This window comes from Sphingomonas japonica (assembly GCF_006346325.1).
GTDB classification, from domain to species: domain Bacteria; phylum Pseudomonadota; class Alphaproteobacteria; order Sphingomonadales; family Sphingomonadaceae; genus Sphingomonas; species Sphingomonas japonica.
Map to the genome: position 1 here is coordinate 1,075,377 of NZ_VDYR01000001.1, position 12,023 is coordinate 1,087,399.

The 12,023-nt window shown below is 66.3% G+C and carries 13 protein-coding genes and 2 tRNA genes; 6 read left to right on the forward strand and 9 right to left on the reverse strand.

From position 1 onward, the window contains the following. The first annotated feature begins 24 nt into the window (after nucleotides 1-24). The 3 genes from FHY50_RS05440 to FHY50_RS05450 are packed head-to-tail and all read left to right on the forward strand — an operon-like array spanning nucleotide 25 to nucleotide 1,776. Nucleotides 25-297 carry an acyl carrier protein gene (locus FHY50_RS05440; protein ID WP_140047503.1) on the forward strand — a complete coding sequence of 91 codons (273 nt, stop codon included), beginning with the start codon at nucleotides 25-27 and terminating at the stop codon, nucleotides 295-297. A 10-nt stretch (nucleotides 298-307) separates the two neighbouring features. Next, nucleotides 308-1,003, forward strand: a complete 696-nt coding sequence (locus FHY50_RS05445; RefSeq protein WP_140047504.1) for an alpha/beta hydrolase family protein — start codon at nucleotides 308-310, stop codon at nucleotides 1,001-1,003. Further along, entirely contained in the window at nucleotides 991-1,776 is a 786-nt protein-coding gene (locus FHY50_RS05450; protein ID WP_140047505.1) for a hydrolase 1, exosortase A system-associated, read from the forward strand. The genes FHY50_RS05445 and FHY50_RS05450 overlap by 13 nt, the downstream gene beginning before the upstream one ends. Nucleotides 1,777-1,815: 39 nt before the next feature. On the opposite strand, the gene trxB is transcribed toward FHY50_RS05450, so the two are convergent. The 5 genes from trxB to FHY50_RS05475 form a co-directional block, all read right to left on the reverse strand. Continuing rightward, complete coding sequence (gene trxB / locus FHY50_RS05455) at nucleotides 1,816-2,787, reverse strand: thioredoxin-disulfide reductase (protein ID WP_140047506.1); 972 nt, start codon at nucleotides 2,785-2,787, stop codon at nucleotides 1,816-1,818. Between the two features lie 110 nt (nucleotides 2,788-2,897). Beyond that, nucleotides 2,898-2,974, reverse strand: a tRNA-Met gene (locus tag FHY50_RS05460). Between the two features lie 57 nt (nucleotides 2,975-3,031). Continuing rightward, nucleotides 3,032-3,562: a 2'-5' RNA ligase family protein gene (locus FHY50_RS05465; RefSeq protein ID WP_140047507.1), complete on the reverse strand. Its 531-nt coding sequence runs from the start codon at nucleotides 3,560-3,562 to the stop codon at nucleotides 3,032-3,034. Then, nucleotides 3,559-5,502, reverse strand: coding sequence for a potassium transporter Kup (locus FHY50_RS05470; protein ID WP_140047508.1), 1,944 nt, complete (start codon nucleotides 5,500-5,502; stop codon nucleotides 3,559-3,561). The genes FHY50_RS05465 and FHY50_RS05470 overlap by 4 nt, the downstream gene beginning before the upstream one ends. A 138-nt stretch (nucleotides 5,503-5,640) precedes the next feature. Then, entirely contained in the window at nucleotides 5,641-6,111 is a 471-nt protein-coding gene (locus tag FHY50_RS05475; RefSeq protein WP_140047509.1) for an Lrp/AsnC family transcriptional regulator, read from the reverse strand. Between the two features lie 129 nt (nucleotides 6,112-6,240). Here FHY50_RS05475 and ald point away from each other — a divergent pair, with 129 nt between their 5' ends. Together ald and FHY50_RS05485 are read left to right on the forward strand one after the other, a co-directional pair. Next, on the forward strand, nucleotides 6,241-7,353 hold the full coding sequence (gene ald, locus FHY50_RS05480) for an alanine dehydrogenase (protein ID WP_140047510.1): 1,113 nt from the start codon (nucleotides 6,241-6,243) through the stop codon (nucleotides 7,351-7,353). A 37-nt stretch (nucleotides 7,354-7,390) separates the two neighbouring features. Continuing rightward, nucleotides 7,391-7,609, forward strand: a complete 219-nt coding sequence (locus FHY50_RS05485) for a DUF3072 domain-containing protein (protein ID WP_140047511.1) — start codon at nucleotides 7,391-7,393, stop codon at nucleotides 7,607-7,609. Between the two features lies 1 nt (nucleotide 7,610). Here FHY50_RS05485 and FHY50_RS05490 read toward each other — a convergent pair whose 3' ends face one another. The 3 genes from FHY50_RS05490 to FHY50_RS05500 all read right to left on the reverse strand — a co-directional run bounded on the left by FHY50_RS05490 (nucleotide 7,611) and on the right by FHY50_RS05500 (nucleotide 9,420). After that, the gene (locus FHY50_RS05490; protein ID WP_140047512.1) at nucleotides 7,611-8,255 is read right to left on the reverse strand and encodes a tetratricopeptide repeat protein; all 645 of its coding nucleotides are present in this window, start codon (nucleotides 8,253-8,255) and stop codon (nucleotides 7,611-7,613) included. 11 nt (nucleotides 8,256-8,266) lie between these two features. Next, on the reverse strand, nucleotides 8,267-9,316 hold the full coding sequence (locus FHY50_RS05495) for a Glu/Leu/Phe/Val family dehydrogenase (RefSeq protein WP_140047513.1): 1,050 nt from the start codon (nucleotides 9,314-9,316) through the stop codon (nucleotides 8,267-8,269). A gap of 27 nt (nucleotides 9,317-9,343) precedes the next feature. After that, a tRNA-His gene (locus FHY50_RS05500) sits at nucleotides 9,344-9,420 on the reverse strand. Between the two features lie 95 nt (nucleotides 9,421-9,515). Between FHY50_RS05500 and FHY50_RS05505 the strand changes: the two genes are divergently transcribed. Next, a complete protein-coding gene (locus FHY50_RS05505; RefSeq protein WP_140047514.1) occupies nucleotides 9,516-10,187 on the forward strand; it encodes a prolyl hydroxylase family protein in 672 nt (223 codons plus the stop codon). A 151-nt stretch (nucleotides 10,188-10,338) separates the two neighbouring features. Here FHY50_RS05505 and FHY50_RS05510 read toward each other — a convergent pair whose 3' ends face one another. Continuing rightward, entirely contained in the window at nucleotides 10,339-11,940 is a 1,602-nt protein-coding gene (locus FHY50_RS05510; protein ID WP_140047515.1) for a phosphoenolpyruvate carboxykinase, read from the reverse strand. Between the last annotated feature and the right edge of the window lie 83 nt (nucleotides 11,941-12,023).

Sequence of the window (12,023 nt, forward strand, 5' to 3'; positions counted from 1 at the left end):
CATTGATTGCATGGGACCGGCAGAATGATTCCCGAAGGTAGCGCTGAGATCGAGACCACCGTTCGCGCCGTGCTGGCCGACGTGCTGGGGATCAGCGCCGATCGCGCCGCGGCGTTCCGCGCCGAGACGCCGCTGTTCGGCGCGCTGCCCGAACTCGATTCGATGGCGGTCGCGGGCGTTCTCACCGAGCTGGAGGACCGGATCGGCATCGTCATCGAGGATGACGACATCGACGGCGAGACACTCGAGACGTTCGGTGCGCTGGTCCGGTTCGCAGCCGACAAGGCCCTGAATTGATGGCACGGACTTGATCGAAACCTATGACTGGGCCGGGGGAAGCGAAGCGTGCCTGCGCTTTGGCCCCGATGACGGCCCGGTAGTGGTCGCCGCGCTGCCGCTGTTCGAGGAAGCCAACCGGACCCGCGCCTTCACGGTCGCAATCCTGCGCGCGCTTGGCGAGCACGATGTCGGCGCCCTGCTGCCCGACTTGCCCGGGACGGGCGAAAGTTTGCTGGCGACCGAACATGCCACGCTCGCCGACTGGCGCGCGGCCTATGCCAGCGCAGTCAAGACAGCCGGCTATCCGGCATTTGCCTTTGCGATCCGCGGCGGGGCGCTGATCGACTGTTCGGCCGCGGTCGAGGGGCGGTATCATTTCGCCCCGGCAAATGGTTCGGCGATCGTGCGCGAACTGGTGAGGGCTCGTCAGGCTTCGGCACGCGAGGATGGCGACGCGTTCGATCCGGCGATGCTCGACGAGGCCGGTGCTCCGATAGAGCTGGCGGGCAACCGCCTGTCGCGCACGCTGATCGCGGAGCTGAAGGTGGCGGAACCGGCGACGACGCTGCGCCGCGTCGTGCGCCTGGAAAGCGACGCTCAGCCCGCCGACCGCAAGCTGCCGGGGGCACCGCTGTGGCGGCGCGCCGAACCCGACACCGATGGCCCGCTGGCCGCGCTGATCGCCGCCGACATCGCCGATTGGGTGCACGCATGCGGCGCGTGATCGCCTTTGCCTGCGGCGAGGATACGCTGGTCGGAACGATCGACAGCGCCGACCGCGCGACAGGACTGGTAATCGTGTCGGGAGGCAACGAGATAAGGATGGGCGCGCATCGCGGCATGGCGTCGCTTGCCGCCGATCTGGCCGATCGCGGCGTTCCGGTGCTGCGCTTCGATCGCCGCGGGATCGGCGATTCGACCGGAGCCAATCGCGGGTTCGAGGACGAAGGCGACGATATCGCCGCGGCGGTCGCCGCGTTCCGGTCGGAAGTGCCGCAGCTGACGCGGGTGATTGCGTTCGGCAATTGCGATGCGGCCTCGGCGCTGGCATTCTATGACGGCGGTGGCATCGACGGCTATGTCCTCGCCAATCCGTGGGTGATCGAACCGACCGACGAATTGCCGCCCGCCTCCGCGATCCGGGCGCGCTATGTCGAGCGGTTGAAGGACCCGCGCGCGTGGCTGCGGCTGGCCAAGGGCGGGGTCAATCTGGCCAAGCTGGCGCGCGGGCTCAGAAAAGCCACCGCGAGCGCTGCGCCCAGCGGGCTGGCGGACCGGGTGGCGGCGGGGATGACGGCCAAAAGCGGATCGATGACACTGCTGATCGCCCGGCGCGACAACACCGCGGTGGCGTTTCAGGAGGCGTGGAAGGGAGCGGCGTTCGATCCGGTGCGGCCGCGGGTCAAGCTGCATGCGCGCGATACCGGTAGCCACAGTTTTGCCAAGGACGGCGACCACGCGTGGCTGCTGGAGCGGTTGCTGGCGGCGCTTGGATAGCACCAGCACCGGCCTTCCCGGTAAGGGTATGCTGCTACCCTACTCCGCTGCTTCGGCAACCTGCTCGAAATCGGCTTCCGCCAGAAACCGCTCCGCGTCGAGCGCGGCCATGCAGCCGGTTCCTGCCGCGGTCACCGCCTGGCGATAGACCTTGTCCATGACGTCGCCGCACGCGAACACGCCGGGCACGCTGGTCCGCGTCGATCCGGTCTCGACCTTGAGATAGCCGTCGTCGTCGAGATCGAGATGGCCGCGGAACAGCTCGGTCGCAGGATGGTGCCCGATCGCGACGAACCCGCCATCGACCTCGATCGTCGACAGCTCGCCGGTGACCGTATCGCGCAGCTCGATGCCAACCAGCCCTTCGGGCGATCCGCCGCCGACGAAGCGCTCGACGGCCTTGTTCCACAGCACGTTGATGCGCTCGTTGGCGAACAGACGGTTCTGCAGGATCTTTTCGGCGCGAAAGCTGTCGCGGCGATGGATCAGCGTGACGTCATGGCTGTGGTTGGTGAGGTACAGCGCCTCCTCGACCGCAGTGTTGCCGCCGCCGATCACCGCAACCTTCTTGCCGCGGTAGAAGAAGCCGTCGCACGTCGCGCACGCGGATACGCCCTTGCCCTTGAGCAGTTCCTCGCTGTCGAGGCCGAGCCATTTGGCCTGCGCACCGGTGGCGATGACCAGCACGTCGCCCGAATAGACCGTGCCGCCGTCGCCGACGAGGCGGAACGGGCGGCGCGACAGGTCGATCTCGGTGATGGTGTCGTACATCATCTGCGCGCCGACATGCTCGGCCTGCGCCTGCATCTCGTCCATCAGCCACGGCCCCTGGATGACGTCGCGGAAGCCCGGATAATTCTCGACATCGGTGGTGGTGGTCAGCTGGCCACCGGGCTGGATGCCTTGCACCACGATCGGCGCCATCCCCGCGCGCGCGCCATAGATCGCCGCCGACAGCCCCGCCGGACCCGAGCCGAGGATGAGCATGCGCGTCGAATGGGTAGCGGTCATGGGGTCTGCCTGAATGGAGAGTTGGCGATGCCGCATCTAGGGGAACGGCACCGCCGCTTGCAACATGGGCAGGTGGACCTGAACCTGCGCGAAACGAAAACTTGTCGCCTTGGTAGCGGAGGAGGGACTTGAACCCCCGACCTACGGATTATGATTCCGCCGCTCTAACCAGCTGAGCTACTCCGCCCCTTTTCGGGGGTTGCCCCAAAGCGAAGCGGCGACATAGGTCGGTGCCGCGAAGCGGTCAAGCGAACATGTGGCGCGACAGCGGCTCCCACGGGCCACCGCGATACCACCAGCTGGCGAGGCCGGCGATCGCGACGGGGCGCGGTGCGAAATCGGCCTCGAGCTGGGCCTTCAGCGCCTTTGCCGCTGTGGGTTCGACCTTGTTCTGGATGGTGACGTGGGGTCGCCATCCGGCGCGGTCCTGCGGCGTCAGCATCGGCGCGAAGGCGTCGGCGAGGCGCGCGCGGATGTCTTCGAGTTCGGAAGATTCGATGCGGTAGGCGACGCCGCGGCCGAGATTGAGCAGACCGGCGATGCGCGCGCGCGGTGCCGGCACTCCGCGCGTCTCGCCCGCAAGCCGCTGCTTGAGTTCCGCAGCAAGGTCGGGCGCCAGATGGTGGAACAGCGTCAGATGCGCCGACAATATGTTGCGCTCGGGCGGGAAGTGGCGCTTGCGCAGGCCATCGAAGAAGGCGAAATCCTCCGCGCCGAATAGCGCCGTGACGATGATCGGCGCTCCCGCGGGGGCGATCGGCTCGGCCTCGCTCAAATCTCGACCTGGCTGCCCAGCTCGACGACCCGGTTGGTCGGCAGGCGGAAAAACTCCATCGCGCTTTCGGCGTTGCGCAGCATCCACGCGAACAATTTCTCGCGCCAGATCATCATCCCGGGCCGCTCGGCGGCGAGCAAGGTTTGGCGCGCGAGGAAGAAGCTGGTTTCCATCATCCGGAAATCGGCGCCGCAGCTATGCACCTGCTTGAGCGCCATCGGCACATCGGCATCCTGCATGAAGCCAAAGCACAGGATCATGCGGTGGAACCCCTGGCCCAGATCCTCGAGCTCGGCGCGATGCGAATCGGGTACGAACGGCACGTCGAGAATGCGCACGGTCAGCAGGATGACGCGTTCGTGCAGCACCTTGTTGTGCTTGAGATTGTGGAGCAGCGCATGCGGCACGCCTTCGGGCGTCGAGGTCATGAACACCGCAGTGCCCGACACCCGGGTGGCCGAATTGGCGGCGGAGGTGATGAAGATCTTGATCGGCATCGCCGCCTCGCGCAGCCGCTCGATCATCAGCTTGCGACCCTTGGCCCAGGTGGTGAGGAACGCGAAGATGACGAACCCGACCAGCAGCGGAAACCAGCCGCCATCGGGAACCTTGGTCAGGTTGGCAGCGAAATAGGCGCCGTCGACGATGAAGAACACCGCCAGCAGCGGTGCGGCCTGCCACCATTTCCACTTCCACAATCCGAACAGCACGACGCCGAGCAGACACGAATCGATGAACATCGCACCGGTCACCGCGATGCCGTACGCCGCGGTCAGGTTGGACGATGTTTGGAAGGTCAGCACCAGCAGGATGACCATCACCATCAGCAGCCAGTTGATCAGCGGAATGTAGATCTGTCCCGCCGCCGCCGCGCTGGTATGTTCGATGCGCAAGCGCGGCATGAATCCCAGCTGGATCGCCTGCTGCGTGACCGAGAAAGCGCCCGAGATCACCGCTTGCGACGCGATTATCGCCGCTGCGGTGGCGATGAACACCAACGGCAGCTGGAACCCCTCGGGAGCGAGCATGTAGAACGGGCTTTCGAGCGCGACCACGCCTTCGCGGATCAGTAGCGCACCCTGCCCCATGTAATTCGCCATCAGCGCGGGCAGCACGAACCACAGCCACGATACCCCGATCGGCCGACGTCCGAAATGGCCCATGTCGGCATAGAGGGCTTCGGCGCCGGTCACGGCCAGCACCACCGAGCCCAGCGCGAGGAAGGCGGCGAGCGGATCGATCGCGAAGAAGTTGAACGCGTGCCACGGGTTGAGCGCCCACAGCACCTGCGGCGTCTGGATGAAGCTCATCACGCCCAGCGCCGCGATGGTGAAGAAATAGACCAGCATGATCGGCCCGAAAAAGGTGCCGACGCGCGCGGTGCCGCTGCGCTGGATCGAGAACAGGAAGATCATGATCGCCACCGCGATCGGAACGACGAGGCCGCCGAACGCCGGTGCCGCCACCGCAAGCCCCTCGACCGCGCCGAGTACCGACACTGCCGGGGTGATCATCGAATCGCCGTAGAACAGCGCGGTCGCGAACACCCCGAGCATGACGATGCCGCGCGTCCAGCGCTGTTCCTGGGTGCGGCCCGAGATCAGCGCGAGCAACGCGAGGCTGCCGCCCTCTCCCTTGTTGTCGGCGCGCATGATGATGGTGACGTATTTGAGCGTGACTACGATCATCATCGACCAGAACATCAGGCTGATGACGCCGAGGATGTGCGCGGTGTCGAGCGTCAGCTTGTGATGGCCGTCGAAGGTTTCGCGAAACGCGTAGAGCGGGCTGGTGCCGATGTCGCCGAACACGACGCCGACCGCGCCGACCGCGAGTTTCCAGAAACCCTGACGACGGTGGCCGTGCGCGTCGATCTCGCCGTCGCGCTCGTCGGGAAATCCGGGGGTATCTGCGGCACCGGCGCCGTCGCTATCAGTCATGCGCGCATCGCCCGCGCACGTTTCGCCCGATAGCCGGTTCCCGCGCCCCTGTGCCCCAGCCTGTCCATCGCCGCGCGGGTAGCACCGTCGCTGCACCGCCGCAACGGTCCGCCGGCGCGAGGGAACGGTCCCGACCGTCTAGGCGGCGAACAGCGCATCGGCCTCCCCCCGCGTCGCGACGTCACGCAGAACGAAGCTGCTGGCGATGGTAGTCACGCCGGGCAAGCGCCCGAGATGCTCTCGGTGGAGCCGCTCGTAATCGTCGAGGTCGCGGCAGATGATGGTCAGTCGGTAGTCCTGGTTGCCCGAGATCAACGCGCAGGCGACGATCCCGTCGATCCGCGCGACCGCGCGCTCGAACGCGGCGAGATCCTCCTCGACCTGGGTCGACAGCGTGATGTCGACCAGCGCGGTGACATGAAAGCCCAACCGCTTGCGATCGACGCACGCGGAATATCCCAGGATCAGCCCGGCACCCTCGAGCGCCTGGACCCGCCGGCTGCACGCCGACTGCGAGAGCCCGACCCGCTCGGCGACCGTGCTGATCGCCATGCGCGCGTCCCCCGACAGAAGTTTCAGGATTGCACGGTCGATACGGTCGGTTTGCATGGTGCATGCGCCTAGCAGGATTGCGGCACATGATCCATGCATCGATTGGGCCTCTGCCGCTGGCATTTGCAGGGATTCGCTGACCGGTGGTGCGCTATGCGAGACGCATAGCCAGAGCAGGAGAGCGTCATGCGAGTCGGTGTCCCCAAGGAAATCAAGAATCACGAATATCGCGTCGGCCTCACGCCGCCCTCGGTCGCCGAGCTGGTCGCCGCCGGGCACGAGGTGGTCGTCGAGACTAAGGCCGGCTGCGGCATCGACTTCGAGGATCAAGACTATGTCGAGGCGGGCGCCAGCATCCTGCCGACCGCCGCGGAGGTGTTCGCCGCCGCCGACATGATCGTGAAGGTCAAGGAGCCGCAGCAACAGGAAATCGCGATGCTCGAATCGCGGCATCTGCTGTTCACCTATCTCCACCTCGCTGCCGACAAGCCGCAGGCCGAAGGCCTGATGCGGTCGGGCGCGACCTGCATCGCCTATGAAACGGTCACGTCGGACAATCGCGGGCTGCCGCTGCTCAAGCCGATGAGCGAGGTGGCCGGGCGGATGTCGGTGCAGGTGGGCGCGCATTATCTGGAAAAGGAACAGGGCGGCCGCGGCGTGTTGCTGGGCGGCGTCCCGGGCGTGGCGCCAGCCCGCGTGGCGATCCTGGGCGGCGGCGTTTCGGGCGTCAACGCGGCCCAGATGGCGGTCGGCATGCGCGCCGACGTCACCATCTATGATATCAACAATGATCGCCTCGCCGAGCTCGACATGTTCTTTTCGAGCCAGATCAAGACCGCCTATGCGAGCAAGGCGGCGATCGCCGCGGCGGTGAAGAACGCGCATCTCGTCATCGGCGCGGTGCTGGTGCCGGGGGCGGCCGCGCCAAAGCTGGTGACGCGCGACATGCTCAAGACGATGAAGCGCGGGTCGGTCTTGGTCGATATCGCTATCGACCAGGGCGGCTGTTTCGAGACCAGCCATGCGACCACGCACGACGATCCCGTGTACGAGATCGACGGCGTCATCCATTATTGCGTCGCCAACATGCCCGGCGCGGTGGCGCGGACTTCGGCGTTCGCGCTCAACAATGCGACGCTGCCATTCGTGCTGAAGCTCGCCAACCACGGCGCCGACGCGGCGATGGCGGCGGATCGCCATCTCGCCAACGGCCTCAACGTGTCGGCCGGCAAGATCCGTCATGCGGCAGTCTGCGAAGCGCTCGACCTGCCATTCGACGCCTGGATCGGAACGAATTAAGAACAACTGGGTTGGACATCGCGAAAGGAATTTCGCGATGTCCGATACTGCCAACCCCAAGGCCGAACCCTTCTCCAATGCTGAGAAGGATCCCGACGACTGGACTACCGGCGACGAAAGCATGACCGGCGCGCAGGCCAGCTATCTGAAGACGCTGAGCGAGGAAGCCGGGGAGCCGTTCGACGATACGCTGAACAAGGCGGATGCGTCGAAGCGGATCGACGAGCTGCAGGCGAAAACCGGCCGGGGCAGCTGATTCAGCCCGGCGGCATGCCCTCCAGCATTGCCAGCAGCTGGTCGAGTTCGGCGAGTCGCGCAGCGATCTGCGGTCGATACTCGCGGCCTGCTGGTGCCAGCATCAGCGCGCGCGCCCACATCGGCCGCGCGGCCGCGAAGTCGCCGGCCCGGATCAGCGCCAGACCCACGAAGAAGGGCGGCGCCGGTTGTTCGGGCGCCAGTTGCATCGCCCGCGCGAAAGCGAAGCTGGCGGCGGGCGACAGCGTCTGGCCATCACGCTCCGACAGCGCGGTGCCCAGTCCCATCCACAAGGCATAGTTGTCGCGCGCCTTGTTGATGCCGCTGAGCATGTACGTCGCTGCCGCTTCGGGCGCGCCCGCACGCAGCATCGCGTCCGACAGCACGAAATAGTCGTGCGCAAAGGTGAAGCGCCCGAGCATCGCATCGCGCAGCGCGATCGTGTCGGGATCGATCGCCATCGGCCGCTGTCCGGCCGCTCCGGCGACAGTCGCGCCGGGCAGCGCGGGGCTGCCCTGCAGGGCATATCCGGTAGCACCGAGCGTCAATGCCGCGGCGATCGTGGTCAGCAACATGCGCGGCGCGCCGAGCAGCCAGCTCGCCGCGATCGCCGACGCCGCCAAGATGGCGAGGAGCGCCCAGCCCATCGCCGCCGCGATCAGCCCCGGCCGATCAGACGGCGCGCGATGGCGTCGGCGACGGCCGCTTCGGGCTCGCCAGTGCGGTCGCTTTCGTCCCAGACCTCGATCAGACGATCGGGAATGCGTGCGATCCGCGCCTCGACTTCTGCGCGGTCGCCCTGTCCCAGATACTCCAGGCCGACGTTGATGATGCCGCCCGCATTGATGACATAATCGGGCGCATAGAGGATACCGCGGTCATGCAGACGCGCGCCGTCCGCGCGGGTTGCCAGCTGGTTGTTCGCGCCGCCCGCGATCGCCTTGCACTTCAGCGCGGCGATGCTGCCTTCGGTCAGGATCGCGCCGAGCGCGTTCGGGCTGACGATATCGGCATCGACCGCGAGCACTGCGTCCGGTTCGGCCGTGGCTGCGCCCAACTCGGCCGCGAACGTCGTGAGGCGGTCGCGGTTGACGTCCGCCAGCGTGAGCTTCGCCCCGTCTTTGGCAAGCAGCCTGGCAAGCCCGCCGCCGACGCTGCCGATGCCCTGGATCGCGACGTGGACGCCGGCCATGTCGCTAGTCCCCAGCGCCCGCCTGGCCGCCGCCTTTACGCCCAGATACACGCCCATCGCAGTGAACGGCCCGGGATCGCCGCCGGCGCTGCCGGCCGCCACCGGCAACCCCGAGACGTGGCGCGTGGAGCCGGCGATCGTCGTCATATCGGCTTCCGACATCCCGACATCTTCGGCAGTGACATAGCGTCCGCCCAGCGATTCGACGGCGCGTCCGAACGCGGCGAGCATCTCGGGCGCTTTGGTGCGGGCGGCGTCGGCGAGCACCACGCCCTTACCGCCGCCCATCGGCAGGCCCGCCATCGCGTTCTTGAAGCTCATCCCGCGCGACAGCCGCAGCGCGTCGGTGATCGCCGCGGAATGATCGGCGTAATGCCAGAAGCGCACTCCGCCCGCCGCCGGGCCGAGATGCGTCGAATGCACCGCGATCACTGCCTGCAGCCCCGTTGCCGGGTCGCTGAACAGGTGAACGCCTTCATGCTCGTCAAAATCGGGGAAGCCCCAGTCGGTGATCACGTGTGGCGTTCCCGCGTGCTGGATGAATGGGGCGACCGACGGGACTTGAACCCGCAACTTCCGGCATCACAAGCCGGTGCTCTAACCAATTGAACTACGATCGCCGTGGGATGGGCGCGATTAGCGGGCGGACGTGCCATCCGTCAAGGAGTGCGGCTAAACACTGGCACACACTCCACTGTTTTGGCAGAAAGGAACGATGTCGACCCTCAGACCCGTGCTGCGCTATCCCGGTTCCGGGCTTCCGCCCGAGCCGGTCATCGCCAGCATCCTCGCCCAGCCCGGCGTGCAGCGCGTGCCGTCGCCCAAGCTCAATCTGTTCATCCGGCGCGGCTTCCTGACGCCCGAGCAGTGCGCCGGCTTCATCGAACGGATCGACATCAACCGACGCCCGTCGACGATCGCCGACGCCAATGGCGATCCGACCTTTCGCACCAGCGAGACCTGCGACCTCGATCCGAACGATCCGCTGGTCGCCGAAGCGGAGGCGGCGATCATCGCGTTCACCGGCCTCAACCCCGCGCACGGCGAACCGCTCCAGGGCCAGCGCTATGCGGTGGGCCAGGAGTTCAAGGCGCACACCGACTATTTCGCGAGCAAGGGCGAGGACTACAAGAAATACTGCGCCAAGACGGGCAATCGCACCTGGACGGTGATGCTCTATCTCAACGCCCCCGAAGCCGGCGGCGCGACCCGGTTCAAGGCGATCGACAAGATCGTCCAGCCCGAAACCGGCAAGCTGCTGGCATGGAACAATCTGCGCCCCGACGGCCGCGGCAACCCGTCGACCATCCATCACGGGATGAAGGTGCGCGCGGGCACCAAATATGTGCTGACCAAATGGTTTCGCGAGCGCCCGTGGACGTGGTGAGCCAACGGCGAGCAAATCCCTAGCGTCTGATCTAGCCGATCTCACATATCGTGCTCCGGCGCAGGCCGGAGCCTTGGCAATCGATTGCGCACGACCGGCAGCGCTCCGGCCTTCGCCGGAGCACGGCTTTCCTTCTGAGCGCAATGCTAACTCAGACTGGTTCCACTATTCGTGGTCCGGCGCGCACCACGCTTTCTTCGACATAGGCCTCAAACCCGGCAAAATTCTCCACGAACAGATCGACCAGCTTCGCCGCGGCGGCATCATATTCCGCGCCATCCTCCCAGGTCGCACGCGGATCGAGGATCGCCGGATCGACGCCTGGCGCTGTCATCGGAACGGCAAAACCGAAATGCGGATCGGTACGGAACCCGGCATCGTCGAGATCGCCGTCCAGCGCCGCGCTGAGCAACGCACGAGTCACCGCGATCGGCATGCGCTGGCCAACGCCATATCTTCCGCCGGTCCAGCCGGTATTGACCAGCCAGCACTGGACGTTGCCGCGCGCGATCCGGTCCTTCAGCAGTTTGCCATAGACGCTGGGATGCCGAGGCATGAACGGCGCGCCGAAGCAGGTGGAAAAGGTCGCTTCCGGCTCGGTGACGCCGATCTCGGTGCCGGCGACCTTGGCGGTATAACCCGACAGGAAATGATACATCGCCTGATCGGGTGTCAGCCGCGCGATCGGCGGCAGCACTCCGAACGCATCGGCGGTCAGCATGACGATGGTCCGCGGCGCCGGTCCCATATTGTCGGCGCTGGCGTTGGCGATGAAGTCGATCGGATAGGCACCGCGCGAATTTTCCGCGAGCGTCGCGTCGTCGAAATCGATCTCGTGCGTGACCGGGTCCATCACCACATTTTCGAGCACCGTGCCGAACCGCCGCGTGGTCGCGAAAATCTCGGGCTCGGCGCTTGGCGACAGGCGGATCATCTTGGCGTAGCAGCCGCCCTCAAAATTGAACACGGAGTCGTCAGACCAGCCATGCTCATCGTCGCCAATCAGCGTGCGGGCGGGATCGGCGCTCAGCGTGGTCTTGCCGGTGCCCGACAGCCCGAAGAAGATCGCCGTGTCCCCCCTGGCCCCCACATTCGCCGAACAATGCATCGGCATGACACCGCGCTCGGGCAGCAGATAGTTGAGCAGCCCGAACACCGATTTCTTCATTTCGCCGGCATAGGCGGTGCCGCCGATCAGAATCAGTTTCTCGGTGATGCCGACCGCGATTACGGTTTCGCTGCGGCAGCCGTGGCGGGCCGGATCGGCGCGAAAGCTGGGCAAGTCGATGATCGTATAGTCGGGCACGAACCGCGCCAGCGCCTCGATCTCGGGCCGGACCAGCATCGTTCGGATGAAGAGGCTGTGCCACGCCAGTTCGGTGACGACGCGGACATTGACGCGATGCTCGGCCTGCGATCCGCCATGAAGATCCTGCACGAACAGCGTCTCGATGCCGGCGATCGCGGTCAGGAAATCGGCCTTCAGCCGGGCAAAGGCGGCGGGATCGAGCGGCTGATTGGACTTGCCCCACCAGATCGCCTGTTCGGTGTCGGCATCGCGGACCGTGAACTTGTCGCGCGCCGACCTGCCGGTATGCGGCGCGGTTTCGACGACGAGCGCGCCGTGCCGGGACAGGCGCCCCTCGCCCCGCGCTACCGCCGCCTCGACCAGCGGCGCGGTCGAAAGGTTCCAGTGAACCCGGGCGGCAGTATCGATCCCCTGCATGGCAAGGGTATGCGCAGGTTCGCGCATCGTCACATCCTGTCTCCCCGTGCGGCGCTCTGTCGGCGCCTGCATACGTATTCGTTGCAAGCGCGCTTATGCGCCCTGCCCGT